Annotated in this window: 25 protein-coding genes and 4 tRNA genes; 8 read left to right on the forward strand and 21 right to left on the reverse strand. The window is 60.5% G+C overall.

The window, feature by feature from the left end:
* Positions 1–165: 165 nt before the first annotated feature.
* From PSH90_RS19230 to PSH90_RS19285, 12 genes are all read right to left on the reverse strand, one after another.
* Positions 166–762, reverse strand: a complete 597-nt coding sequence (locus tag PSH90_RS19230) for a nucleotidyltransferase family protein (RefSeq protein ID WP_236168397.1) — start codon at positions 760–762, stop codon at positions 166–168.
* Positions 759–1,739 (reverse strand): XdhC family protein, encoded by a 981-nt coding sequence (locus PSH90_RS19235; protein WP_056788224.1) that lies wholly within the window; start codon positions 1,737–1,739, stop codon positions 759–761. The genes PSH90_RS19230 and PSH90_RS19235 overlap by 4 nt, the downstream gene beginning before the upstream one ends.
* The gene (locus tag PSH90_RS19240) at positions 1,740–4,061 is read right to left on the reverse strand and encodes a xanthine dehydrogenase family protein molybdopterin-binding subunit (RefSeq protein ID WP_056788220.1); all 2,322 of its coding nucleotides are present in this window, start codon (positions 4,059–4,061) and stop codon (positions 1,740–1,742) included.
* Positions 4,058–4,528 carry a (2Fe-2S)-binding protein gene (locus PSH90_RS19245; RefSeq protein WP_041479453.1) on the reverse strand — a complete coding sequence of 157 codons (471 nt, stop codon included), beginning with the start codon at positions 4,526–4,528 and terminating at the stop codon, positions 4,058–4,060. Before PSH90_RS19245 ends, PSH90_RS19240 begins: the two co-directional genes overlap by 4 nt.
* Positions 4,529–4,778: 250 nt before the next feature.
* Entirely contained in the window at positions 4,779–5,798 is a 1,020-nt protein-coding gene (gene murB / locus PSH90_RS19250; protein WP_056788218.1) for a UDP-N-acetylmuramate dehydrogenase, read from the reverse strand.
* The gene (locus tag PSH90_RS19255; RefSeq protein ID WP_056788214.1) at positions 5,795–6,259 is read right to left on the reverse strand and encodes a low molecular weight protein-tyrosine-phosphatase; all 465 of its coding nucleotides are present in this window, start codon (positions 6,257–6,259) and stop codon (positions 5,795–5,797) included. Before PSH90_RS19255 ends, murB begins: the two co-directional genes overlap by 4 nt.
* Entirely contained in the window at positions 6,259–7,023 is a 765-nt protein-coding gene (gene kdsB / locus PSH90_RS19260; RefSeq protein ID WP_305381314.1) for a 3-deoxy-manno-octulosonate cytidylyltransferase, read from the reverse strand. Before kdsB ends, PSH90_RS19255 begins: the two co-directional genes overlap by 1 nt.
* Complete coding sequence (locus PSH90_RS19265; protein WP_003179363.1) at positions 7,020–7,205, reverse strand: Trm112 family protein; 186 nt, start codon at positions 7,203–7,205, stop codon at positions 7,020–7,022. Before PSH90_RS19265 ends, kdsB begins: the two co-directional genes overlap by 4 nt.
* A gap of 23 nt (positions 7,206–7,228) precedes the next feature.
* Complete coding sequence (gene lpxK, locus PSH90_RS19270) at positions 7,229–8,239, reverse strand: tetraacyldisaccharide 4'-kinase (protein ID WP_305381316.1); 1,011 nt, start codon at positions 8,237–8,239, stop codon at positions 7,229–7,231.
* Entirely contained in the window at positions 8,239–8,667 is a 429-nt protein-coding gene (locus PSH90_RS19275; protein ID WP_016771006.1) for a biopolymer transporter ExbD, read from the reverse strand. Before PSH90_RS19275 ends, lpxK begins: the two co-directional genes overlap by 1 nt.
* Positions 8,664–9,299, reverse strand: a complete 636-nt coding sequence (locus PSH90_RS19280) for a MotA/TolQ/ExbB proton channel family protein (protein ID WP_016771007.1) — start codon at positions 9,297–9,299, stop codon at positions 8,664–8,666. The genes PSH90_RS19275 and PSH90_RS19280 overlap by 4 nt, the downstream gene beginning before the upstream one ends.
* A 101-nt stretch (positions 9,300–9,400) precedes the next feature.
* Positions 9,401–11,635, reverse strand: a complete 2,235-nt coding sequence (locus PSH90_RS19285) for a DNA internalization-related competence protein ComEC/Rec2 (RefSeq protein WP_305381318.1) — start codon at positions 11,633–11,635, stop codon at positions 9,401–9,403.
* Positions 11,636–11,771: 136 nt separating this feature from the next.
* On the opposite strand from PSH90_RS19285, the gene PSH90_RS19290 reads away from it, so the two are divergent.
* Positions 11,772–12,290, forward strand: coding sequence for a DUF2062 domain-containing protein (locus PSH90_RS19290; protein ID WP_039760200.1), 519 nt, complete (start codon positions 11,772–11,774; stop codon positions 12,288–12,290).
* Between the two features lie 139 nt (positions 12,291–12,429).
* Here PSH90_RS19290 and PSH90_RS19295 read toward each other — a convergent pair whose 3' ends face one another.
* The 4 genes from PSH90_RS19295 to PSH90_RS19310 all read right to left on the reverse strand — a co-directional run bounded on the left by PSH90_RS19295 (position 12,430) and on the right by PSH90_RS19310 (position 15,598).
* Entirely contained in the window at positions 12,430–13,209 is a 780-nt protein-coding gene (locus PSH90_RS19295) for an ABC transporter permease (protein WP_056788203.1), read from the reverse strand.
* Entirely contained in the window at positions 13,206–14,138 is a 933-nt protein-coding gene (locus tag PSH90_RS19300) for an ABC transporter ATP-binding protein (protein WP_076563818.1), read from the reverse strand. The genes PSH90_RS19295 and PSH90_RS19300 overlap by 4 nt, the downstream gene beginning before the upstream one ends.
* 133 nt (positions 14,139–14,271) lie before the next feature.
* Positions 14,272–14,895: a glutathione S-transferase family protein gene (locus PSH90_RS19305; RefSeq protein WP_305381319.1), complete on the reverse strand. Its 624-nt coding sequence runs from the start codon at positions 14,893–14,895 to the stop codon at positions 14,272–14,274.
* 43 nt (positions 14,896–14,938) lie between these two features.
* A complete protein-coding gene (locus PSH90_RS19310) occupies positions 14,939–15,598 on the reverse strand; it encodes a transglutaminase family protein (protein ID WP_122507604.1) in 660 nt (219 codons plus the stop codon).
* A 247-nt stretch (positions 15,599–15,845) separates the two neighbouring features.
* Here PSH90_RS19310 and PSH90_RS19315 point away from each other — a divergent pair, with 247 nt between their 5' ends.
* On the forward strand, positions 15,846–18,293 hold the full coding sequence (locus tag PSH90_RS19315; RefSeq protein ID WP_150637617.1) for an acyl-CoA dehydrogenase: 2,448 nt from the start codon (positions 15,846–15,848) through the stop codon (positions 18,291–18,293).
* 73 nt (positions 18,294–18,366) lie between these two features.
* Positions 18,367–18,774, forward strand: coding sequence for a PA2817 family protein (locus PSH90_RS19320; RefSeq protein WP_007967565.1), 408 nt, complete (start codon positions 18,367–18,369; stop codon positions 18,772–18,774).
* A gap of 634 nt (positions 18,775–19,408) precedes the next feature.
* Here PSH90_RS19320 and PSH90_RS19325 read toward each other — a convergent pair.
* Positions 19,409–20,407: a LysR family transcriptional regulator gene (locus PSH90_RS19325; protein ID WP_024013940.1), complete on the reverse strand. Its 999-nt coding sequence runs from the start codon at positions 20,405–20,407 to the stop codon at positions 19,409–19,411.
* Positions 20,408–20,496: 89 nt separating this feature from the next.
* On the opposite strand from PSH90_RS19325, the gene PSH90_RS19330 reads away from it, so the two are divergent.
* The 4 genes from PSH90_RS19330 (at position 20,497) to PSH90_RS19345 (ending at position 24,552) form a co-directional block, all read left to right on the forward strand.
* Positions 20,497–21,123 carry an alanyl-tRNA editing protein gene (locus PSH90_RS19330; RefSeq protein WP_305381321.1) on the forward strand — a complete coding sequence of 209 codons (627 nt, stop codon included), beginning with the start codon at positions 20,497–20,499 and terminating at the stop codon, positions 21,121–21,123.
* Between the two features lie 90 nt (positions 21,124–21,213).
* On the forward strand, positions 21,214–21,984 hold the full coding sequence (locus PSH90_RS19335; protein ID WP_095181606.1) for a 2OG-Fe(II) oxygenase: 771 nt from the start codon (positions 21,214–21,216) through the stop codon (positions 21,982–21,984).
* Between the two features lies 1 nt (position 21,985).
* Positions 21,986–22,624: a LysE family translocator gene (locus PSH90_RS19340; protein ID WP_016773667.1), complete on the forward strand. Its 639-nt coding sequence runs from the start codon at positions 21,986–21,988 to the stop codon at positions 22,622–22,624.
* Positions 22,625–22,812: 188 nt separating this feature from the next.
* Positions 22,813–24,552: a dipeptidase gene (locus PSH90_RS19345; RefSeq protein WP_305381322.1), complete on the forward strand. Its 1,740-nt coding sequence runs from the start codon at positions 22,813–22,815 to the stop codon at positions 24,550–24,552.
* A gap of 135 nt (positions 24,553–24,687) precedes the next feature.
* On the opposite strand, the gene PSH90_RS19350 is transcribed toward PSH90_RS19345, so the two are convergent.
* The 4 genes from PSH90_RS19350 to PSH90_RS19365 form a co-directional block, all read right to left on the reverse strand.
* Positions 24,688–24,763: transfer RNA gene (locus PSH90_RS19350), tRNA-Gly, on the reverse strand.
* A gap of 3 nt (positions 24,764–24,766) precedes the next feature.
* A tRNA-Glu gene (locus PSH90_RS19355) sits at positions 24,767–24,842 on the reverse strand.
* Positions 24,843–24,946: 104 nt separating this feature from the next.
* A tRNA-Gly gene (locus tag PSH90_RS19360) sits at positions 24,947–25,022 on the reverse strand.
* A 2-nt stretch (positions 25,023–25,024) separates the two neighbouring features.
* A tRNA-Glu gene (locus tag PSH90_RS19365) sits at positions 25,025–25,100 on the reverse strand.
* Positions 25,101–25,484: 384 nt separating this feature from the next.
* Between PSH90_RS19365 and PSH90_RS19370 the strand changes: the two genes are divergently transcribed.
* Positions 25,485–26,243: a hypothetical protein gene (locus tag PSH90_RS19370; RefSeq protein WP_039764159.1), complete on the forward strand. Its 759-nt coding sequence runs from the start codon at positions 25,485–25,487 to the stop codon at positions 26,241–26,243.
* Positions 26,244–26,254: the final 11 nt, after the last annotated feature.

Consider the following 26,254-nt stretch of genomic DNA (forward strand, 5'->3'; position numbering starts at 1 on the left):
CCGGTGAAAGCCTGGCGGGGCTTTTTATTGCCTGAAATACCAGCATCATCCACAACCTTTGTGGGAGCGAGCCTGCTCGCGAAAGCGCTAGGTCAGACAATATTCATGTAGCTGAACCAGCGCATTCGCGAGCAGGCTCGCTCCCACAAGGAATTTCAACACGGCTCAGGGCTGAGGAAATACCAGAGATTCAGGCACATCGATATCCCACAACATCCCCGGGTCATCTACCGCCACCTCAACCACCCTACCCTGCGCAAACAACGGCCGTGCGCCACGATCGCCGGTCAGCGCCTGCAACTGCGCGCCAAACGAGCGGCCAAACCCCACCGGATGGCCAAACTCGCCACCCAGCACCGGCACGCTCACCGCATCATCAGCCATCGCCGCGACCACTCTCTCGATACTCGAAGGCAAGATAAACGGCATATCGCCGAGAACAATCAGCCAGCCATTCGCGTCAGGACAAGCAGCAACACCTGCGGCAATGCTGTCGCCCATGCCGGTCGACTCGATTGACACCACGTCGCAGCCATATGCCTGGGCCATGCGCATCGCCTGTGGTCGCGCTTCGGTGGTGACCAGTACGCGCTTGTCGAGACTGGCCGGCAGGTTCACCAGCACCTGCTCGATTACCGAGCGCACCGCGCCGTCACGCCCGGTGCAATCAGCGAGCAATTTGTCTTTGTCGGGACCGGCGATCTGGCGAAAGCGTTTGCCCTCGCCTGCTGCCAGCACGATCACTGCGATGGATTGGCTCATGCACCCTCCAGCGTTTTTTTCTGCTTCAACTCCACACCGTTCTTGATCGCGACAATTTCCGCCAGCAAGGACAAAGCGATCTCTGCCGGCGAATGACTACCGATGTGCAGGCCGATCGGCCCGTGCAAGCGATCAATCGACGCTTGCGACAAGCCTAGCTGAGCGAGGTTTTCCCGGCGCTTCTGGCTGTTGACCCGCGAACCGAGCGCGCCGACGTAAAACGCCGGCGAGTCGAGCGCGGTGAGCAAAGCCATGTCATCCAGGCGTGGATCGTGAGTCAAGGCGACAATCGCCGTGCGCTCGTCGGTCTGGATGTTCAGCACAGCTTCATCCGGCATGCCGGGGACGAAACGGCCATGCTGCTCTTCCCAGCCGTAAACGAACTCGGTGCGCGGATCGCAGATCAGCACTTCGAAATCCAGCAGCCGCGCCATGTCGGCGACGTAGCGCGACAGCTGCCCGGCACCGATCAGCAACAAGCGCCAGCGCGGGCCGTAAATCGCTCGCAGAGTCTTGCCGTCGAACACCAGCGAATCGGACTTGCTCGCCGGAGCCAGCCGCACCTCGCCGGTTTCGATGTTCAGTTCTCGGGCGACGATTTCATGGTTTTCGCAACGCTGCAGCAGCTCGGCGACCCACGCCGGGTCACCGACGCGCTCTTCGGTCAGGCGCAGGGTGCCGCCGCAAGGCAGGCCGAAACGCGCGGCCTCTTCGCGGGTCACGCCGTAGGTAATCATCTGCACTGGCGGACCATCGGTGGCAATGCGGCCGTCGTGCAGCCGCGCGATCAGGTCATCTTCGACACAGCCGCCTGACACCGAACCGATCACCACGCCGTCCTCGCGCAAGGCGAGCATGGCGCCGGGCGAGCGCGGCGCGGTGCCCCAGGTCTGCACCACGCTGAACAGCACCACCCGCTGCCCGGCACGGCGCCACTCGAGGACGCTGCGCAGGACGTTGAGATCGACGCTGTCCATTTACGCCTCCGCCTTCTGCCAGCCTTGCAACTGATACCGCACCGGCAGATTGCGGATGCGCTTGCCGGTGGCGGCGAAGATCGCATTGCACAGCGCCGGAGCAATCGGCGGCACGCCCGGTTCACCAACGCCACCCAGCGGCACGTCACCCGGCGGCGTGACCAGATGCACCGCAACTTCCTTGGGCGCCAGCGACATGCGCGCGACCTCGTACATATGGAAGTTGTCCTGCTGGACTTTGCCGTCCTTGAAGCTGATCTCACCGAGCACAGCGTTGCCCAGGCCCATGACGCACGCGCCTTCGAACTGCGAACGGATGCGCTCAGGGTTGATCTGCGGCCCGCAGTCCACGGCGATGTCGGCCTTGTGCACGATCAGCGAACCGTCGTCCTTGACCTCGACTTCGATCACTGCCGCCACATAGGTGACGAAGCTGTAATGCACTGCCAGACCGAGGCCACGACCCTTGGGCAGTTTGCGTCCCCATCCGGCTGCCTTGGCGGCGGTTTCCAGCACGGTGCGCATGCGCCCGGTGTCGATCGGATAACGCTCGGGCGATTCGCCGTAGTTCCACTCTTCGCTCAAGGTGCGTGGATCGATCTGCCGGTCCGGGCCGAGCAATTTGATCTGGTACTTGAGCGGATCTTCCCCGGCCTTGTGCGCCAGTTCGTCGACGAAGCTCTGAATCGCAAAGCCGTGGGGAATGTTCGACACCGAGCGGTACCAGCCGACCCGCGTGTGTACCTTGGCTTCGGGGTTTTCCAGGCGCACGTTGGGAATCGCATAGGCCATGTTGGTAAAGCCCATGCCCAGCTCGAACGCCGCCTCATGGTTCATGTCCGGCGCAAACAACGCGGTGATGCTCGGCGCCACGGTGCGATGCAGCCAACCGGACGGCATGCCGTTCTTGTCGATGCCGGCCTTCAGATATTCCGCCGACACGGTGTGGAAATACGAATTGTGGATGTCGTCTTCGCGCGTCCACTGCACCCGTACAGCCTTGCCCGGAAATTCCTTGGCGAGGATCGCCGCTTCAACGACAAAGTCCGGCTTCGACTTGCGCCCGAAACCACCGCCCAGCAGCGTTACGTTGAAGGTGACCTTTTCGAACGGTACGCCCAGGCGCTCGGCGATGCGCTCGCGGGTGACCTGCGGTGCCTGACTCGGCGCCCAGGCTTCGCACACGCCGTCCTTGTAACGGGCAATGGCAACCATCGGTTCCATCGGCGCCTGCGCCAGATGCGGCAGGTAGTACGAGGCTTCGAGGGTGCTGGCGGCACCGCTCAAGGCTTTGTCGATATCACCGGTGTTGCGCACCACTTTGCCGGCCTTCAGCGACGCGGCTTCAAGCTCTTTGCGATAGGCAATCGAGTCATAACTGGCATTCGGGCCGTCATCCCACTCGATCTTCAGCGCCTCGCGGCCCTTGATCGCCGCCCAGGTATTGCTGGCCACAACCGCGACGCCGCCTAGTGGCTGGAACTCCGACGGCAATGGCCGGCCTTCGATCTGCATGACTTTTAGCACGCCAGGGACTTTCAGTGCGGCGCTGTCATCGAGGCTTTTGACCTTGCCTCCATAAACCGCCGGGCGAGCGATGGTGGCGTAGAGCATGGCATCGAAATGCACATCGGCGCCGTACACTGCGCGGCCATTGACGATATCGGCACCGTCGATGGCCTTGGTGCCTTCCTTGCCGATGTAGCGAAATTCCGACGGCTGCTTGAGACGCAGGCTGTCACGCGCCGGTACTGCCAGCGCACTGGCCGCAGCGGCGAGTTCGCCGTAACCCAATTCACGGCCGGACGGTTTGTGAATGACCTTGTGCAGTTGCGCATGGCATTCGCCAACCGGCACTTTCCACTGCGCAGCGGCCGCCTGTTCGAGCATGGTCCGCGCGGCGGCGCCGCAACGACGCATCGGCTCGTACCAGTGACGCATGCTGCGCGAACCATCGGTGTCCTGGTTGCCGAAGCGCACTTCGTCACCCGGCGCCTGCTGCACTTTGACCTGCGCCCAATCGGCCTCAAGCTCATCGGCAACCACCATACTCAGGCTGGTGCGCACGCCCTGGCCCATTTCCGAACGGTTGCACACCACGGTGACGCTGCCATCGGCAGCAATGCTCACGTAAACCTTGGGATCGTCGATCCAGCCATTGGGCATGCCATCGGCGCCAAACTTCTTCGCAGCGTCATCGGCCAGCGCATCCTGCCAGCCCCAGCTCGCGGCGAGGACCAGCGCACTGGTGGCGCCGACGCCTTTGAGAAAACCACGGCGGCTGAGGTTGCTCAGGGCGAAATCATTCGGGACGCGGCTCATGCCTTCACCTCCTTCAGTTGAGTGGAGGCCTGGCGGATCGCGGTTTTGATCCGGTTGTAGGTGCCGCAGCGGCAGATGTTGCCCACCATGGCTTCTTCGATCTGCTCGTCGCTCGGGTTCGGATTGGTTTTCAGCAGAGCGGTGGCCGACATGATCTGCCCGCCCTGGCAATAACCGCATTGAGCCACAGCGCTGTCGAGCCAGGCCTGCTGCACGACCTTGCCTACCGGGTCGGCGTGGAGATTATCGATGGTGGTCACGTTCTGACCGATCACCGAGCCGATCGGCGTGATGCAACTGCGTGCCGGCAAGCCGTCGATATGGATGGTGCAGGCGCCGCACAGGCCCATGCCGCAACCGAATTTGGTGCCGTTGTATCCGGCGACGTCACGAATCGCCCACAACAGCGGCATGTCTTCGGTGACATCGAGGGAGTGGTCTTGACCGTTGAGTTTCAGGGTAATCATGGGCACGCCCGCATATTTTTTAGTGGTTATGGGGTCGAGCAATCTGCCGCCGGAAAATCAGCGGTGGGTTCGCGCAGATCGACTCAGGCTAATCAGGCTCTCTTGCGCCGACGGGAACGTCTGCACCGGGCCTTTGGGTGGAGCAAATGGTAGGTATCGTTAGGTCGCTAAGTTAACCCAGCATTAACAAAAAAGCCCTGCACTTTTTTCATCAGTGCAGGGCTTTGGATGGCGTCAGGCAAGCGTAGCCTCAATACCGATTGGGCTCCATTTCCAGTTCGACATGGAAGCGCTCGGCGATGTCTTTCTGGATACGTTGCGCCAGGTCGAGCAGTTGCAGGCCGGTGGCCGTGCCGTAGTTGACCAGCACCAGCGCCTGCAACTTGTGCACGCCGGCATCGCCATCGCGGAAGCCTTTCCAGCCGGCGCGTTCGATCAGCCAGCCAGCGGCCAGTTTCATCTGCCCATCGGCTTGCGGGTAAGCCACCAGATCCGGGTGCTGCGTTTTGATCTGCGTGACCACAGCGGCGGGCACCAGCGGGTTTTTGAAGAAGCTGCCGGCGTTGCCGAGCACCGCCGGGTCCGGCAGTTTTTCGCTGCGGATGCTGCAGATGGCGCGGCTGACATCGGTGGGCGTTGGCTGCTCGATGCCCTGCTCGCTCAAGCGCTGACGCACCGGGCCGTATTCCAGATGCAGGTGCGCGGCGCGATCAAGCTTGAAGCGCACCCGCAGAATCAGCCAACGTCCCGGCTGCTGCTTGAACAGGCTGTCGCGGTAGCCGAAATTGCAGTCTTCCAGACTGAAATCACGCAGCTCGCCGCTCTCGCGGTCCAGCGCGGTCAGGCCAGCAAACACGTCCTTGATCTCGACGCCATAGGCGCCGATGTTCTGCATCGGCGCGGCGCCAACGGTGCCAGGAATCAGGCTGAGGTTTTCCAGCCCGGCCAAACCTTGGGCCAGCGTGTGCTGCACGAATGGATGCCACGGTTCGCCCGCTTCCGCCTCGACCACCACGCGACTGCCATCATCGCTGAGCACGCGGATGCCGCGCGTGACCATGCGCAGCACCAACGCCGGAATATCCGCCGTCAGCAGCAAGTTGCTACCGCCGCCGATCACCAGCAACGGCACGTCATGGGACGCGGCATAGGCCAGCGCTTCGCGGACATCGTCATCGTTGTGGGCTTCGGCAAACAGCTGCGCGCGCACATCGACGCCGAACGTATTGAAGGCCTGCAACGATACTTGCGGTTGCACCTGCAAACTCATAAACGGCCCTTCACTTCGACCAGCAACTGGTCGCAGGCCGCTTCGATCAGATCCAGCACCTGCTCGAAACCCTGATCACCGTCGTAATACGGGTCCGGCACTTCATCGACCAGCCCGGCATAACGACGCAGGAACAGATCCAGCTCGGCCCTGCCGGTGGATGGCTGCAAAGCCTTGAGGTTGCGCAGATTGCTGTTGTCCATGGCGAGAATCAGGTCGTAGCTGGCGAAATCGGCCCGGCTGACCTGCTGCGCGCGTTGCGTCGACAGGTCATAACCGCGCAGTTTCGCCGCCGCCTGGCTGCGCTTGTCCGGCGGGTTACCGACGTGCCAGTCACCGGTGCCGGCGGAGGCTACTTCGACCACATTTGCCAGCCCGGCTTCACGCAACTTGTGGCGCAACACGCCTTCGGCGGTGGGCGAACGGCAGATGTTGCCCAGGCACACAAACAGAACGCGCATCAGGCCCCCAGCAGGTGACGAACCCGCTCAAGGTCTTCGACGGTGTCGACACCGGTCGGCGGCGCGATCAGCGCGTCAGCGACATGAATGCGCACGCCATGCCACAAGGCACGCAGTTGCTCGAGGGATTCGGTGTTTTCCAGCCAGCACGGCCCCCAGCTCACGAAGTCGTGGAGGAACCCGGCGCGATAGGCATAAATACCGATGTGGCGGCGATAGGGCACGCCTTCCGGCAGCTGCTCGCGGCTCTTGGCAAATGCATCGCGTGCCCATGGCAAGGTTGCACGACTGAACGTCAGGGCCAGACCGTTGATATCGCTGGAAACCTTCACAACGTTCGGGTTGAACAGGGTTTCCACGTCTTCGATCGGCTCGGCCAGCGTGGCCATGCGCGCTTGGGTATGGGCAGCAAGGTTGGCGGCGACCTGGTCGATCACGCTCGGCGGAATCAACGGCTCATCGCCCTGGACGTTGACCACGATCGCATCAGGCGCAAGACCGAGTTTCGCTGCGACCTCGGCCAGACGATCGGTGCCGGAATTGTGATCTTCACGGGTCAGCACCACTTCGGCGCCGAAGCTTCTGCAGGCCTCGACGATGCGCGCGTCATCGGTGGCAACCACGACGCGGGTCGCGCTGCTTTTGCTCGCCTGTTCCCAGACATGCTGGATCATCGGCTTGCCGGCAATATCCAGCAACGGCTTGCCCGGCAGACGGGTCGAGGCGAACCGCGATGGGATGACAACGGTGAAGGCTGTGGTCATTTATCCAGGCGCTCGTCGGTGGTCAGGGTGCGCGCTTCGCTTTCCAGCATCACCGGGATGCCGTCGCGGATCGGGTACGCCAGACCAGCGCCCTTGCTGATCAGCTCGGTCTTGTCGGCACTGAGCTTGAGCGGACCTTTGCACACGGGGCAAGCGAGGATGTCGAGCAATTTGGTGTCCATGAACATTCCCAGAAATAAAAGAGTTAAGGCAGCAGACGATCCGGCAGCAGGCGCATCAGCTGAGTGTCGAACCAGGCCACGAAGGCTGGCGACGGCACGGCATCGACCGCCAGATACCACCAGTCGGCAGCAGCAAAGGCACGGCACTTCACCGCGTCCTTTTCGGTCATCACCAAGGGCAATGACGGGGTGAAATTCAACGCCTGCACGCTGTACTCGGCGTGATCGGCGAACGCGTGCGGGACTGGGCGCCAGTCTAGCGCTTCAAGGGTATTGAAGAAACGTTGTGGATTGCCGATACCGGCCACCGCGTGCAGCGCTTGCCCGGGCGGAAAATGCTCGAGCGACTGACGTTCGCCACTGCGCAGATTGACCAGCGCGGTGGGTTGCAGGCGGAAGGCGAAACCATCGTCGCGATCATCAAAGGCACCGTTGAACAGCACGCCATCGACACTTTGCAGGCGCTCGACCGGCTCACGCAACGGCCCGGCCGGCAGACAGCGCTGATTGCCCAGCCCGCGCGCGGCATCGATCAGCACCAGCTCCAGATCCCGCGCGAGGCGATAATGCTGCATGCCATCGTCGGACAGAATCAGGTCCAGCGGTTCACTGGCGATCAAGGCTTTGACGGCGGCGCTGCGATCAGGGTCGATCATCAGCGGCACACCGGTGCGCTGGACGATCAGCAACGGCTCGTCACCGGCAATCTCGGCGCTGTGCTTGGCCTCAACCCGCCATGGCAATTGCGGCGGTTTGGCGCCATAACCACGACTGACCACGCCAACGCGCAGTCCACGGCGTCGGCAATGTTCGATCAGCCAGAGAATCATCGGCGTCTTGCCGGTGCCACCGACGGTGATATTGCCGACCACGATCAGCGGCACGGGCGATTGGTAGATCTCTCCGTCACCGTCGAGAAAGCGCTGACGCTTGTTGATCACCACGCGGCGATACAGCATTTCCAGCGGCCGCAGCAGCGTCAGGGCCGGATGCCCCTGATACCACGCGGCGAGCAGGCGATCGGACAGGCTCATCAGGATTTCGGCGCCGCCTCGACCGTGGTCATGCGCAGATGGCTGAAACCGAGCTTGCCGGCCGCGTCCATGGCGGTGATCACCGATTGATGCTGGGCCTTGCCATCGGCACTGATCGACAGCGGCATGTTGGTGTCGCCGTTGGATTCTTTCTGCATCGCTTCCATCAGCGTCGCCAGATCATTCTTCGGCAGAATCTTGTTGTTCACCGAGAACACGCCTTCGGCACTGATCGCGACGTCCAGCTGTTTGACCTGCTGATCTTCGGCAGGCGAACCGCTGACCGCTTCCGGCAGATCCACGCGCAACTGGGTTTCCCGAGTGAAGGTGGTAGTGACCACGAAAAACAGCAGCAGAATGAACACCACGTCAATCAGCGACGCGAGGTTGATGTCTACGGTTTCCCGGGGCTTTCGACGGAATTTCACGCTTTGCCCTCGGCCAGATCGACATCACGGTCGCCCTGCACCACTTCCACCAGTTTGATCGCTTCCTGCTCCATGCCGACCACCAGCTCGTCGATACGACGTTGCAGGAAGCGGTGGAAGAACACCGCCGGAATACCGACCATCAGGCCCGCTGCGGTCGTGATCAGCGCTTTGGAAATACCGCCGGCCAGTACCGAGGCATTGGTGGTCATGCCAGAGCCGGTGAAGGCACTGAAAATGTCGATCATGCCCAGCACGGTGCCGAGCAGGCCGAGCAGCGGCGCCATGGCGGCGATGGTGCCGAGGGCGTTGATGTAGCGTTCGAGTTCATGAATGACCCGCGCGGCGGCCTCTTCGATGCACTCTTTCATGATCTCGCGACCATGCTTGGAGTTGGCCAGGCCTGCGGCGAGGATTTCCCCCAGCGGCGAGTTGGCGCGCAATTCCTTGAGTTTTTCCTTGTTGAGCTGCTTGTCCTTGATCCAGACCCAGACCTGACCCAGCAGATGCTCGGGGGTGACGCGACTGGCGCGCAGTGTCCACAGGCGCTCGGCGACGATCGCCATGGCCGCGATGGAACTCAGAATGATCGGCAACATCATCCAGCCGCCGGATTTGACCAATTCCCACACAGTGACAGTCCCCTCGAAAAAGTGCGCCACTTTACCATACCGATCCGCGATTAAGACCCGCCGCCCCGACGACCGTGAGGTGGCACCCATGCTGGCACCGATCAACGGCCCGGGACCGGCGGATCGCGCCAGAAACGCCGCTGTTGCCGCATCGTCCACGGCGGCTTGAAGCTGCCCAGTTGCAAATGAATGGCACCTTGTTCGGCGCTGTCGTAGATGGGCAGACCTTGCTTGCGGTAGCGCGCCAGCACGGTGGGATGCGGATGACCGAAGGAGTTGCCGTGGCCACGGGAGATCAGCACCGCTTCGGGCTGCAAGGTTTTGAGCAGGGCCATCGACGATGAACTGCGACTGCCGTGATGGGGCGATTGCAGCCACTGCGTCGGCACGGCCAAGGCGCTGTCGAGCAGGACGCGCTCGGCATGAGTGTCGATATCGCCAGTGAGCAGCAGGCGTTCGCCGTTGGCTTCGATCTGCAACACACAGGAACGCTGGTTGCTGTCATCTGCCGCCGACCATTGCCAGAGCTGGAACCGCACGCCGTCCCACTGCCATTGTTCGCCACTTGCGCAGGCTTCGGCGTTCAGCTCCGGCGGCAGGTTTGGCGGATCGCCGCTGACCACGCGGTGCACGTTCAATCCACGCATGACCGCCCGGGCGCCGCCAGCGTGATCGGCGTCAGCGTGGCTGAGCAGCATCAAGTCGAGCGCTTGCACATTGAGTTTACGTAACGCTGGCAATACCACTCGCTCGCCGAGATCGAACTCGCCGAAACGCGGGCCGGCGTCATAGAGCAATGCGTGATGTCGCGTGCGCACAAAAATCGCCAAGCCTTGGCCGACGTCGATTTGCCAGACATCGGCTCGCCCTTCCTCTATTCGCTCTTGAGGCGGCAGTGCCAAGAGCAACAGCAGCGGCCAGCCCAACGGACGCATTGGCACGCCACGGGGCAACAGCAATAAAATGGCGCCAAGGCTGCCCAGGACCAAAGCCCACCATGGAATGGCGGCCGGTATCCACGCCGGCCATTGCCCGGCAATCAGCGCCAGCCCGATAAACAGCCAGTCGATCAAACCACCGGCCAGCCACAACAGTCCTTCGCCAACATAAGGCACGGGCAGCAATAGCGTGCCGAGCAATGCCGGCGGCAGCACCACGAGGCTGACCCACGGTACCGCCAGCAGATTGGCTACAGGCCCGCTGACGCTGATGGGCAAGCTCAACGCCAGCAACACCGGACACAAGCCGATCGCGATCAGCCACTGCGCGCGGGTCCAGGTCTGCCACCACCGCCAGGCCCCAAGCCGCCCGCCGAAGGTGAAAATCAGTACTGCAACGGCTGCGAAGGACAGCCAGAAACCTGGACGCAAACTGGCCAGCGGATCGAACAACAGCACGCCATTGAACGCCAGCAATAACGGCCACCACGCGCCGAGATGGCGAAAACGCAGCCGCCACAGCAGCACCAGCGCCACCATCACGCAGGCGCGCTGCACCGGCACATCGAACCCGGCGAGCAAGCCGTAACCCAGCGCCGCCGCGAATGCCAGGCCACACGCCCACGGCAACCATGGCCAGCGCACCGGCCAGATTCCGAAACGCGCCAGCCCGGCGACCAGCAGATACATTACAGCCGCCAGCAAACCGATGTGCTGTCCGGAGATCACCAGCAAATGCACGGTGCCGGTGTCTTGCAGAATCTGCCAGTCCTCGCGACTCAGCCCCGAACCGTCGCCAAGCACCAGCGCCGCCAGCGCGCCCTCGCGTCCTTGCGCATCCACCGCCAGCAGGCGTTGGCGAACGCCGTCGCGCCATGCATGCCGAGCCTCAGCCAAGCGCTGGCCATCCTTGATCGTGCCGGTCGCCCCAATCCGTTGCGCCAGCAGCCAGGCCTCGTAATCGAAGGCGTCCGGGTTGAGCAAGCCACCCGGGCGCTTCAACTTCACCGCCAGTCGCCAGCGTTCGCCGCTGTTGACCGGCGGCCCGGCGTACCAGGCCAGGCGCAGCAGCGATGGCAGTTTTTCGTGGCGTGAGCGCGCATCAGCCAGCTCGAAACGCACCACGCCATCGCTGTGTTGCGGCAAACCGACCACGCGCCCTTCGAGCCAACGGGTTTCGCCGTCGAGGCTCGGTGGCAAGCGGTCATTTAGCGCCCACTGCGCGCCAACGCAGGCCCAGGTAAAGCCAAACAGCAAAAACGCCAATGGAAAGCTGCGAAACGGCAGCAACATCAGCGCCACCATTGGCAGCACCAGCAACCAACCGACCGGCGGCAAGGCCGGCAAAAAAACCGGGGCCAGCAGACCGACTGCCAGCGCCATCATCCCTGTGCGCATATGCCCGTCCTTGAGAGTCCCCCCACTAGGCATAGCCGGTCTGCGGCACCACCGTCGTTAACAATTGTCACAAAGTCTGAATGGGCGGTTCGTAGAATCCAGACATACTTGCCGCCTTAACCGACCGAGAAGCCCTATGCCCCGGCGCTTATTCAAACGTTACATGCCCGACCCGACGAGCATCAGGGAACACAAATCCTTACGCTTTCTCGGCACGTTGCTGCATGACCCTAACCTCTGGCATCTCAACCGCCACTCGGTCGCCCGGGCGATGGCGGTCGGCCTGTTTGCGGCGTTCCTGCCGATCCCGGCACAGATGCTGGTAGCGGCGGCATTGGCGGTGATGGTGCGCGGCAATATGCCAATCGCGGTGAGCCTGGTCTGGCTGACCAATCCGATCACCATGCCGGCGGTGTTTTTCTGCACCTACCAGGCCGGGGCGTTCCTGATGGATGTGCCGGCGCGGCATCTGCCGGACGAGTTGACCTGGGAATGGATCAGCGGTGAGCTGTCGACATTGTGGCAGCCGTTTTTATTGGGCTCGGTGGTTGTTGGCCTGGTGCTGGGCGTCCTCGCCTATTTTCTGGTGATGCTTTACTGGCGCTGGTGGGTGGCGCGGCAATGGCGGCGGCGCAAGCAAAGTCGGCAGAAATGAATGCAAAACGGCCTCCGCGATGGGAGGCCGTTTTTTGTTGTGTCTGGGCTGGCCCATTCGCGAGCAGGCTCGCTCCCACAGAGAACATCATTCCAATGTGGGAGCGAGCCTGCTCGCGAAGAAGGTGACACGGTCGGGATCAGGTGCGCATCCCGCGCCCGCTCACCAGCAACCGCGCACAGCCGAGATAAAGCACCACGGTCGCCACCAGCATGAAGGTGATGGCGATGCCGATACGGATATCCGAGACACCAAGGATGCCGTAGCGGAAGGCGTTGACCATGTGCAGCACCGGGTTGGCCAGCGACACGGTCTGCCAGAACGGTGGCAGCAAAGTGATCGAGTAGAACACGCCGCCCAGGTAAGTCAGCGGGGTCAGCACAAAGGTCGGAATGATCGAAATATCATCGAAGTTGCGCGCAAACACCGCGTTGATGAAGCCCAGCAGCGAAAAGATCGTCGCGGTCAGCACCACTACCAGAATGGTCACGCCGAGGTGATGCACCTGCAGATGGGTGAAGAACAGCGACAGGATCGTCACGATCAGACCCACCGCCAGACCGCGCAATACCCCACCAATGGTGAAGCCGATCAGGATCGTGTGCGGTGACACCGGCGAGACCATCAGCTCTTCGATCGAGCGCTGGAACTTGCTGCCGAAGAAACTTGAGACCACGTTGCCGTAGGAGTTGGTGATCACTGACATCATGATCAGACCCGGCACGATGTACTCCATGTAGGTGAAGCCACCCATGTCGCCGATCTGTCGGCCGATCAGGTTGCCGAAGATCACGAAGTACAGAACCATGGTGATCGCCGGCGGCAGCAGCGTCTGCGGCCAGATCCGCATGAAGCGTTTGACCTCGCGGTAGACGATGGTTTGCAGGGCGACGAGGTTGGGACCGAACTCGGAACTCATACCGCCACCTTCGACAGATTTTTCTCCACCAGGGACACGAACAACTCCTCGAGGCGATTGGTTTTGTTACGCAGGCTCAGCACTTCGATGTTCTGCTGCGCCAACTGGGTGAACAACGCCGTGATGCCCATGGATTTATCGACCTGCACTTCCAGGGTGTGGCCGTCGAGCAATCGGGCCGGGTAGCCGAGCAATTGCGGCGCAACGTGCAAGTCGTGTTTCAGGTCGAGCAAAAAGGTTTCCACGTGCAACTGGCCCAGCAACTGTTTCATGCTGGTGTTTTCGACGATGGTGCCGTGGTCGATGATGCCGATATTGCGGCACAGCTGCTCGGCCTCTTCCAGATAATGCGTGGTCAGAATGATGGTGATGCCCTTCTGATTCAGCTCGGTGAGGAAGGTCCACATCGAACGGCGCAGTTCGATATCGACGCCCGCAGTCGGCTCATCGAGGATCAGCAGACGCGGTTCGTGCACCAGTGCACGGGCGATCATCAGACGCCGTTTCATGCCGCCGGACAGCGAACGCGATGGCACATCACGCTTGTCCCACAGCCCCAGCTGGGTCAGGTACTGCTCGGCGCGTTCCTTGGCGACTTTCGCCGGAATGCCGTAGTAGCCGGCCTGGGTCACGACGATGTCGAAGGTCTTTTCGAACTGGTTGAAGTTGAATTCCTGCGGCACCACGCCGATCGAGCGCTTGAGCGCCGCCGGGTTCTTGTCCAGGTCATGGCCGAAAATATTCACGGTGCCGCTGGTTTTGTTGACCAGGGTCGAGAGGATGCCGATGGTTGTGGATTTGCCGGCGCCGTTGGGGCCGAGCAAGGCGAAAAAATCACCTTCGGCGACGTCCAGATCGATACCACTCAAGGCCTGGAACCCGTTGCCGTAGGTTTTGGTTAGCTGCCGGATGGACAGAGCGGAACTCATATCGGATTTACGCACCAAGAAGGAAGGAAAGAAGTAAATAAGGGCGGGCGGCGAGGGAAACAACCGCGGCGCAAGTTCGCAATGGTGCTTGCCGCCGCCGAACAAGTACAGTCAAGTGTGTCGATAGTAATTATCAAGTCAACGCGGTCATGACCGCTTTCTGATAGGCCACACGCTGCTTCAAACGTTCATACCAGGCTTGCAGATGCGGTTGCGGGGCGCGCTCGATGGGCATTTCGAACCAGGCATAGATGAAGCTGCCCAACGGGATGTCGCCCATGCCGATGTCATTGCCGGAGAGATAAGGCTGGCTGATCAAGGCGTGGTCGGCCATGTTCAGCAGTTCATCGCATTCCTTGATCGCGGCGTTGATCGCCTTCCAGTCCTGCTTCTCGGCAGGCGTGCGCAGCACACCCCAGAACACCGTGCGAAACGGCCCGGCGAAACTCGACGTGGTCCAGTCCATCCATTTGTCCGCCGTGGCGCGGGCTTGCGCATCCGCCGGGTACCAAGCGCTGTCTGGGGCGTGCTTGGCCAGCAGGTAGCGAACGATGGCGTTGGATTCCCAAAGCACGAAACCGTCATCCTCGATCACCGGCACCCGGCCATTGGGGTTCATCGCGCGGTACTCGGGCGTATCGACCACACCGAACGCGCCGCCGGCATCGATGGCCTCGTAAGCCAGGCCCAACTCTTCGGCAGCCCACAAGGGCTTTCTGACGTTCGATGAATTTTTTCGTCCCCAGATCTTCAGCATGACCGCCTCTTTGCAAGTGAGTGGACGGCCAGCATACGCCGGATCAGGTGCGACTCAAATCAGTCTGCATGTCGCCCAACAGCACCGGCAGTTGCTCACTGAACAGATGCGGATAGCACTTTTGCAGGTGCTCGAAGAAGAACGTTTCCGGCACATCGGTGAACTGGCCGTGATCGAGCAGATATTCCATCAACTGCGCGCCATCACGGTTGAACGGGTGGAAAACGCTGTCGTTGACCCCGTCGAATTCCAGCGCTGCGACGTTGAACAGCTCGCACAGTTGCTGGTTGAACGCCGGCGTCGCCTTGACCCAGCGGCCGTCGAGAAACAGCTCGGTGTAGCCATGCATGGCGAACACGTCGCTTTTCAGCAACTCGAGCAGACGCGGCGTCGACAAATGATTGCGCACATCGGCCAGACCGATGCGCGCCGGGATCCCGCAATGCCGGGCACAACCGGCGAGCAGCGTAGCTTTCGGCACGCAATAACTCTCCCCCGCCGCCAGTGCGTAACTGCCACACAAAGTTTGCGGATCACGACTGAAGGTGTAGGGGTTGTAGCGCACCGCCTCGCGCACGGCGTAATACAGACTGATCGCCTGCTCACGCGGATCGTTACTGGCGCCGCGATGCTGCTCGGCGAACTCCACCACCGCCGGGTGGTCACTATCGATGAAGCGGCCGGGGCTCAGATACTCGTGCATGACGGCAATCTCCTGGGTAAGCCACGAGTCTAGCGACAGCCTGAGCACAGAGATAACGACGTTTCGGCCAAACCTGAAAGCAAAGCTGCGCAGCAACGAACGATTTCCCACACGTGTTGCCCACCGAACCTACGAAAACCATCCGGGGTTTCCCACGATTTCAATCACCATGCTCTGACCACCCTTATTTGCAGATGCCGTCTAAGCTGTGGAGGGTCGATTTGCCTTGGTTCACGGAGGACTGAATATGCTGTTGTTGTGGATACTGGTTTTGATCGTCGGCGTGGCGTATCTCGCCCATCGACGCATCGCCCCGCTGCCCGCGTTGGGCATCGTTGCGGCCTATCTGGTCGCCATGGGGATTTTCAGTCACGCGCCGGGCTGGCTGCTGTTTGTCTTCTGGGTCCTGTTGGCGGTGGTCGCCGCGCCATTGTTGCTGCCTGACCTGCGCCGCAAGCACTTCACCGCGCCGCTGTTCAACTGGTTCCAGAAAACCCTGCCGCCCATGTCACAGACCGAACGCGACGCGATCGATGCTGGCACCGTATGGTGGGACGGCGAGCTGTTCAGCGGCCGTCCGGACTGGGACAAACTGCTGTCCTATCCAAAAGTGCAACTGAGCGAAGAAGAACAAGCCTTCATCGACGGCCCGACCGAAGAACTCTGCGCAATGGTCAGCGACTGGCAGATCGGCCAGTCCATGGACCTGCCGCCCGAGGCCTGGACGCACATCAAGGAACATGGCTTTTTCGCCCTGATCATTCCCAAGGAATACGGCGGCAAAGGCTTCTCGGCCTACGCTCACTCACAAGTGGCAATGAAACTGGCGACACGCAGCGGCGACCTCGCCTCCACCGTGATGGTGCCCAACTCCCTCGGCCCTGCCGAACTATTGCTGCATTACGGCACCGACGAACAACGTAATCACTACCTGCCGCGCCTGGCCCGTGGCGACGATATTCCGTGCTTCGCATTGACCGGTCCGCTGGCCGGTTCCGATGCCGGCGCGATGCCCGACACCGGGATCATCTGCAAAGGCCAGTGGGAAGGACAGGAAGTCATCGGCCTGCGCCTGAACTGGGAAAAGCGCTACATCACCCTCGGCCCGGTAGCAACCCTGCTTGGCCTGGCATTCAAGGCTTATGACCCGGATCACCTGCTCGGTGAAGAAGAAGACCTCGGCATCAGCCTGGCGCTGATCCCGACCGATACCGCAGGTGTGGAAATCGGTCGTCGGCACCTGCCGCTGGGCGCCGCGTTCATGAACGGCCCGAACTCCGGCAAGGACGTGTTCATTCCTCTGGACTACCTCATCGGTGGTCAGGAAATGCTCGGCAAGGGCTGGATGATGCTGATGAACTGCCTGTCCGTCGGGCGTTCGATCTCGCTGCCAGCCGTCGGTACCGGTGCGGCCAAGTTCACCAGTCTGGTCACTGGCCAATACGCGCAGATTCGCGAGCAATTCAATGTACCGCTGTCCGCTTTCGAGGGCATCCAGGAAGCCATGGCGCGCATCGGCGGTAACGCGTGGATGATGGACGCCGCCCGCATGCTCACCGCCAACGCGGTGGACCTGGGTGAAAAACCATCGGTGCTGTCGGCGATCCTCAAATACCACCTCACCGAACGCGGCCGCGAATGCATCAGCCACGCCATGGATGTGCACGGCGGCAAAGCCATCATCATGGGGCCGAACAACTACCTCGGCCGCAGCTGGAACGGCGCGCCGATCTTCATCACCGTCGAAGGCGCGAACATCCTGTCGCGCAACCTGATGATCTTCGGTCAGGGCGCGATCCGTTGCCATCCGTTCGTACTCAAGGAAATGGCCTTGGCCGGTCGCCAGGATAAAGACCAGGCACTCAAGGAATTCGATGGCCTGCTGCTCAAGCACATCGGTTTCGCCGTCAGCAATGCGGCCAGCACACTGGTGCTAAACCTCGGCCTTGGCCATTTCGAACATGCGCCGGGTGACAGGATCAGCCAAGGCTACTTCCGCGCGCTGAACCGTCAGGCCGCCGCATTTGCCATGCTCGCCGACTTCAGCATGATGCTCCTGGGCGGCGAACTGAAACGCCGCGAACGCCTGTCGGCGCGCCTCGGCGACGTGCTGAGCAACCTGTATCTGGCCTCTGCGGCGCTCAAGCGTTATCACGACCTGGATTCGCCGGCGTACATGGAGCCGCTGTTCCGCTGGGCCATGGAAGAAAGCCTCGGCCAGTCGGAGCGCGCACTGGATGAACTGCTGAGCAACTTTCCGAACAAAGTCTTCGGCTGCCTGCTGCGGGTCATCGTCTTCCCGTTCGGTCGCCGGCACAAAGGCCCATCGGACAAACTTGGTGCCGAAGTCGCTGCGGTCATCGGTCGCGCCAAAGGCGATCCGGCTCTCGAAGAACTGCTCGCCGGCTGCTACCGCCCGCAATCGGCGGACGATGCCGTGGGCGCGCTGCAACACGCCAGCGACCTGCTCAATGCCGCGCAACCGCTCCACAAGAAACTGCACACCGCACTGAAGAGCGGCCAGGTCAAACCGGCAGCCGGCGAACACGCCATCGATGCCGCGCTGGAAGCCGGCGTGCTGCAAGCCGTCGAAGCGCAAAGCCTGCGCGACGCCGAAGCGGCCCGCCGCAAGGTGATCGACGTCGACGATTTCGCCAAAGAAGAACTGACCCAGGCAGAGGGCAAAGTCCGCTGAACCCGGTTTATGTGAAAAAACGGCGCGAGGGCTTTATACTCCCGCGCCCGTTTTGCTCTTGAGGACTTATCTCGTGTCCAACGTCGTTGCCGATCATCTCGTGTTGCTCGACCACCTGCGCAGTATCCTGGTCGCCGTAGGTGAGGCCGAACAAGTGCCCGAAGAAAGCCATGCCCTGTTCCTCGAGCGCTTCGACGAACTGCTGGCCTCCCTGCCTATCGACCCTATCGAAAGCCAATACCTGGGCCAGGACATCCTCACCCAAGTCATCACCCGCTACCCGCAAATCGCCCACCTGATCCCACGCGACCTGCTGTGGTTCTTCGCCGGCGACTGCCTGCACTACCTCTCCGACGAAGAAATCGACCTCTACCAGGCCCTCGAAGAACGCCGCTACGAAGCCGAACAGAACGACGAACCGTTCGACTGGAACCAGGAAAAACAACTGCTGGCCATGTCGGCGCAGGACAGCAAGCACTGATTTTTCAAACGATAATGAAAGGCCCGCACTGGTGATTCCATGCGGGCCTTTTTTTCAAGATCAAAAGCCCCCTCACCCTAGCCCTCTCCCAGAGGGAGAGGGGACTGACCGAGGTGTTTGGGCGAGTTACGTCGATGTGAAAGTCCGAGTTGAACTCAGGATTTGAAAAGCACACAAATCAGCTCCCTCTCCTCGGGGAGAGGGCTGGGGTGAGGGGAGAATTCACCACAAAAACAGCCAGACACCACCCGCCCCTCACCACTCAAAACAATGAGCGCAAGCTCGAGTACCGCTTTTGATCTTGATTCACAGGCGACGTCGGAAGGCTGAGCGGAGGGATTGATCCGGGCGTGGGAGCGCAGCGACCGTACGACGCAGTCGTACACAGCGAGTGTAGGTGCAGCGAAGCAAACCGTAGCCGCTGCGCCCGGATCGATCCCGCAGCGAAGGAACCCGAGCCTGCGAGGGCCGAACGTAGGAGCTAGCGTTTTTTGCGTACTTTTTTAGGCGCTTGTAAAAAAGTAAGTCGCCGTAAGGGCGAAACCCTAAGCAGCCGTTACCGCAGAAACGGATATTCACCCAAACCACCAGAGCCTGGTCGGCCCAAAGGCCGCCAAGTCCCACCAAAAAAACCTCAAAGCAACCCCTCACTCTCCGGCAGCTCATACGCCACAGCCGCATTGCTCCCACCGGCAGATTTCCCGGGCCTACCCAACGTCGGCTCCTTCTGCAAACACTCCACCAGATAATCAATAAACACCCGCAACTTCGGTGGCAGATAACGCGTCGGCGAATGCAGCAACCACAACCCACCATGATAAGAGGCAAGAAACGTCCAGTCCGGCAACACCTGCACAATCAACTTCTGCTCCAACGCATAACGCGCCGTGAAATACGGCAGACTGCCAATCCCGATGTGCTGCAACACCGCCCCCAAGCGCACGCCCGTGTGATTGGCGGCATAACGCCCACGCACCCCGACCGTGACAGCTTTACTGCCCTTCTTGAACTTCCAGCGCGCATCGCTCGGCGTTTCGCCCAGATAAATACAACTGTGATTGAGCAAATCATGAGGATGCGTCGGCGTGCCATGTTCGGCCAGGTATTGCGGCGTGGCGCAAAGCAAATGATCGATGGTCAGCAACTGCCGCCCGACCAGACCGGCCGGTGGACGATCAGTGATGCGAATCGCCAGATCGACATGATCATCGATCAAGTCGACCTGACGATCCTCCAGCAACAACTCGACGTCGACCTTGGGATAGCGGCGCAGAAACTCCGGCATGTGCGGATGAATCACAAAGCGCCCCACCGCTTTCGGCACGCTGACCCGCACCAGGCCTTCGGCTTCGTGGGTGAACTGGCCGCTGATTTCCATCACCGACCTGGCCGCGCTGACCATTTCCTGGCAACGCTTGAACACCTCCTCACCACCATCGCTCAAGCGCAGTTTGCGTGTGGTGCGTTGCAGCAAGCGCGTGGCCAACGCCTTTTCCAATCGGGAAATACTGCGACTGACCGCCGAGGGTGAGGAACCCATCTGCCGCGCCGCTTCAGAGAAGCTGCCGGTCTCGACAACCTTGACGAAAATCGCCATTTCACCCAGCAGCGGCAGCGGAAGATTGATGCTCACGACGCACAAGTCCTTTGATGTTCGAATGGATTATCACGTTATTGCACGATTCATATAATAAAAACAGAACTTCGATCAGGGCATGGAATATGACGCTTCGCCTGTTTTTTCACAGTGACGACCTCAAGGCGAATGTCGAAGTCCTCGACTGCACACCCCACGAGAACGAATTCGCCATAGTGCTGCGCGCCACCCTGTTTCACCCCCAGGGCGGCGGTCAGCCTTGCGACACCGGCTGGATCGGTGAAAGCCGGGTGTCGCGCGTGGTGCAGGAACCTGAGCGCATTGTGCATTTCGTCGACCGCCCGCTGCCGCTGGGCATGACCGTCATCCGTATCGATGAAGAGCGCCGCCGCTTCAATACGCGCATGCACTCGGCCGGGCACCTGATCGGTCATTTCATTCAGGCCATGGGCTGGATGCCGATCAAGGCGCACCACTGGCCGGACGAAGGTCGGGTGCAATTCAAGCCGGGCGATAGCGCTGAAGAAGTCGATGCGCCGACCGTGCAAACCGGTATCGAGCAGTGGATCGAACATGATCTGCCGCGCCTGACCTCGCTGCGCGAAGGCGCGCGGGAAATCAGTTTCGGTGAGCTGCCAGCCTATGGCTGCGGTGGCACCCACGTACGCAGCCTGAAGGATCTAGGCACAGTCACGATCGCGTCCCTTTCGCAGAAGAAGGGCACGCTGTCCGTCCACTACAGCGTGGATTGAGCATTTCGGACATTGCCATCGCGCAGCGTCCGACGCCGGGGAACCGCACTCGCCGGTTCCGTTGACTATCGATAGATGGACCTAAAACAAATGATGCTAGACGTCGAGCGTCTCGATGAGACGTGCATAAAAAAACTGGCCAACGAAGAAGTCCTCGCCATCCGCGTCAAACGCTTTCTGCCCGAGCCGCTGGCGATCGAAATTGGCGACAAGATCCTCGCCCCGGGCTTTGAAGGCTACATCAACGCACCGAGCATCGGCCGCATCGGCATGGCCTTCTACGAGGCGGAAAACCAGCCGCTGCTGATCGAGGATTACTTCGAACGCGCCACCCGCAACATCGACGAACTGCGCCAGCGCTGCGCGCCCTACTCTTCGCCGATCGACACCCTGCGCTGCATGCTCGACGAGTCCTGGCCTGCCGGCGCGCATCTGGAAAATCTCTACGGGCGCAAGATGTATGTCGGTTTGTCGCGGGTGGTCAAACCGGGCGTGTGCTTTCTTGCTCATCACGACATCTTCGCCAAGGACGCCCCGGACAGTTTTCAGGCGCGCAGTCTCGAGGCGCAATTTGCCTGCAACGTCTACCTGAACATGCCCGCCGAGGGTGGCGCCTTGCAGATGTGGAATGACCACATCACCCCCGATCAATTCGACGAAATGCGCGGCGACAGTTATGGCATCGAGCCGTCGCTGCTGGGGCCGCCCGCCCTCGAAGTACGACCGCAGCCCGGCGATTTCATCATGTTCAATTCGCGGCGCATGCACTCGGTCACTCCGGGCGTCGCGGATCCGCGTTTGAGCCTGTCGTTCTTTGTTGGCTATCGCGGCAATGCCTCCCCTCTGACTTTCTGGAGCTGACATGCTTTCCAATTACCTGGGCGAGTTTCTCGCATTGGCCACCATCCACTTTCTCGCCGTGGTAGCACCCGGCCCGGACTTCGCCGTGACCATCCGTCAAAGCGTGCGCTTCGGCCGGCTCGTCGGTATCTGCACTGCGCTGGGCATCGGCGCGGGGATTTCCGTGCACGTGCTGTATACCCTGCTCGGCGTCGGCGCCCTGATGCACACCACGCCGTGGCTGCTGACTGTGGCCAAAGTGGTCGGTGGGGCTTACATCCTCTATCTGGGCGTCAGCCTGATCCGCAGCAAACCGAAGAGCAGCGTCGAAGGTGAAAAAACCGCCGATGAGCCGCTGGTTGAACAGTCACTGTTCAAGGCATTCAGCACCGGTTTTCTGACCAACGCGACCAACCCCAAAGCCACGCTGTTCTTCCTGGCGATCTTCACCACGATCATCAGCGCCAGCACACCGCTGCAGATCCAGGCGTTCTACGGATTGTGGATGTGCTTCGTCAACGCGCTGTGGTTTGTGATCGTCGCGCTGTTTTTCTCCAGCAACAAAGTGCGCCTGCTGTTCATGCGCCTTGGACACTGGTTCGAGCGCAGCATGGGCGTCATCCTCATTCTATTTGCCGGCCGCCTGATGCTGTCGATGTAACCCACACAAAAAAGTCCCGGCCATCACCCGCCGGGACTTTTTCATTTGTGCGTCTCTTTTGCATTTCTGTGCGACAGATCAAGTTTGTGACTCCCTTTCCCAGCGCTCGCAGTGTTAGGTTTACAAAATGTTTCTGTCACAAGCGTCAGAAATACTTTCCCAATCCTTTGCAAAGGAATGCCTGTTCCATGGTCTTTTCCCTGAAAAAACTGGCCGCCGCCACTCTGGTCATGGCCAGCCTCACCGCGTTTACCAGCGCCGCACAAGCCAACATCACTGCCGAGCAAAGTGCAGCGATCCTGAAATCCTTTGACGGCAAGAGCTTGACGGATTTCCGCAGCTTCCTTGGCAGCCTGGCGAAAAGCGACCTGGCCAAAACGGATAATCTCACCCCGTCCATCAGCGCCTTCCTCGACAACAAGACCCTGAACGCCGAACAGCAGAATGGAATTCACCGTCTGCTGGGCATTTATACCCGCGTGAAATATGGCAAGGCCGCGCTGGAAACCCTGAGCCAACTCGTCGAGATCCCGACCTTCCGCAAGGACGGCGTGGAGCAACACGACAACCCGGAATTCATCAAGATTGCCGGCGAGATCCAGAAACTCGCCGAATCCTTCGGTTTGAAATTCCGCAACATCGATAACCGTGTCTACGAAATCTCTCTGGATGGCAAAGGCGACGAAGTCGTTGGCATTCATGCCCACGCCGATGTGGTGCCGGTAACGCCGGAAAACTGGGTGCTGAAAGATGGCACCAAACTCGACCCGTTCAAAGTCACGCTGATTGGCGATCGCATGTACGGTCGTGGCACAGAGGATGACAAGAATGCGATCGTCGTGGCGCTGTACGCCATGAAAGTGATCAAGGACGAGAAACTGCCACTGGCGCGTAACTTCAAGCTGCTGGTCGACACCACCGAAGAAACCAGCGGCGATGCCATTCCCTATTACTTCGAACGCAACCCGACGCCGAACTACAACATGGCGCTGGACGGCGGTTATCCGGTAGTGATCGCCGAAAAAGGTTACGGCACCGTCATGGCCAACTTTGCCAAACGCAAAGGCGAAGGCAACGGCGCGGAAATCATTTCGATGACCGGCGGCAAGGCGACCAACCAGATCCCATCGGCTTCGGTGGTCACGCTGGTAACCGACAAGCCTGCCGAGCTCGCCGCCAGTCTGCAAAAAGCCGGCGACGCCTACGCCAAAGCCAACGGCGGCGACTTCGAAGTCGCGGCAAAGGTTGATGGCAAAGACGTCAAACTGACCGTGACGGGGGTTTCTGCGCACTCCTCCGAACCAGAGTCCGGCGTCAACCCGGTCGCGCGGATGCTGAGCTTCATCAACAGCCTGGAAGGCAAAGTCGCGCTCAAGCACAACCAGTTCACCGATGCCGCGCGTTATGCCGATGACAACTGGGGCCTGGACTACCTGGGCAAAAAACTCGGCGTGGGCTTCTCCGATTCGTTCATGGGGCCGCTGACCACCTCGCTGACCTATGTCGGCGAGGGCGACAAAGCCTTCAAACTGGCGGTGAATCTGCGCGTACCGAAGGGTAAATCCCCGGAAAAGCTCAAGGCTGAGATCGCTGAGAAACTGGACGCCTGGAGCAAGAAGACTCACGTTGCCGTGGCGTTCGACTACTCAGTGGCCGAACCGATGTATCGCAACCCCGAGGGTGAGTGGGTCAAGGCGCTACTTGCCGTAGCCAGCGAAAACCTCGGCATGAAGTCGGAATTCGGTACTTCCGCTGGCGCGACTTCGGTTCACGAATTGCCGAACGGTGTGCAATTCGGCCTGGCGCGACCGGAAGCCAAATACACCGGCCACACCGATGGCGAATTCAAGACCGTCGACCAGTTCCTGCTGGATCTGCAGATCGTCACGGAAATGATGGGGCGTGTCGGGCAGTTGCCGAAGCTGTAAAGCCCTGCCTGAGCCCAGTCACCGATGACCGGGCTCAAAATGAAAAAGGACCTGTGAAAGGTCCTTTTTTATTGCCACCACAAAACGCGCACAAACAAAAACGTCGATCATCACTGATCGGCGTTTTTGTGAAATTGGAGCGGGAAACGAGACTCGAACTCGCGACCCCGACCTTGGCAAGGTCGTGCTCTACCAACTGAGCTATTCCCGCAAATGGCGTCCCCTAGGGGACTCGAACCCCTGTTACCGCCGTGAAAGGGCGGTGTCCTAGGCCACTAGACGAAGGGGACACGCTACCCGGAACACATGGTGTGTGTTTCGGTGTCCAGATCCGCATCCGAAGATTTGGTTCTGGTTTCACTCAGCACCGCCCGAAAGCACTGCTGTTTAAAATTGGAGCGGGAAACGAGACTCGAACTCGCGACCCCGACCTTGGCAAGGTCGTGCTCTACCAACTGAGCTATTCCCGCATTGGCGTCCCCTAGGGGACTCGAACCCCTGTTACCGCCGTGAAAGGGCGGTGTCCTAGGCCACTAGACGAAGGGGACACACTACAACATTCACTCCCTGCCGCGTTTCGCTGTGTGCTTTACGCTGCAAGTGGCGCGCATTCTATGGATGGATTGAAGGGTCGTCAACCCCCTGATATAAATTTATTTAAATCAATGACTTCGACCTGGATTACGGGCCGCGTAGGGCTTTTCCGTCGTCCGAAACCTGACGCCTATATTCCGCCACTCGCCAAGACGTTATAGTCCACCGCACAGTGATGGCAATCTGCACATCAAGCGCCAGCATTCATCTATACCGCTGGCAGCCGATACAGATTGCAGCAGCCGATCAAACCCGTCGAGCGGCGCTAGGCGCCTAAATGCCCAGCCACTACACTCGCATGCGAACCCTATAAAGAGGTCTTACCGGTGACACCACTCATGATCACCCTGCTAGTCGTAGCCGGGATCGCAATTCTGATCGCCATTGGCTACATGAACCATGTGGTGGAAAACAACAAACTGGAGAAGGCCCGCACTAAAGTCGAACTCAACGACCGCCTGCGCCGCTGCGGCGAACTGACCGAAACCTTCCCCGGCCAGTTCATGACCCCGGCGCTCAAGTTGCTGCTGACCCGCCTGGAACTCAACGTCTGCCAGCGCCTGCTCAATCTGGAAAAGACCAGCGCAACCACCAAGGCCCGCATCACCGAACTGAGCGCCCTCGTTGCCCAAGGCGAATCGATCCCGGTGAACAACCCGCCCGCGCCGATCCTGACCGAAGCCAAAGCCAAAGACGTGCGCTTCCTCCTCGAAGCCCTGCACGGCCAGATCACCCGCGCCGCCCACGACGGCTTCCTGCCACCGAACGAAGCCAAACAATGGATCCGCGAGGTGCGCCACATCCTCGTGCTGCTGCACATCGAATTCTTCAACAACCTCGGCCAACAGTCCCTGCAACAAAACCAACCCGGCCAGGCCCGCCTCGCCTTCGAACGCGGCGTGCAATATCTGCGCAAACAGCAGGACCCGCAGATGTACGCGGAGCAACTGCAATACCTGGAAAAACTCCTCGCCCGAGCGAACGCCCAGGTCATGGACAAGATTGCCCCGGTTGAAGGTGAAGAAAACCAACTGACTGCCGGTTTGAAGGATGTCGAAGCCGATGCGGACTGGAAGAAGAAAGTGATTTACGACTGAGGCGGGAATAC

The organism is Pseudomonas sp. FP1762, assembly GCF_030687105.1.
Taxonomy (GTDB): Bacteria; Pseudomonadota; Gammaproteobacteria; order Pseudomonadales; family Pseudomonadaceae; genus Aquipseudomonas; species Aquipseudomonas siliginis.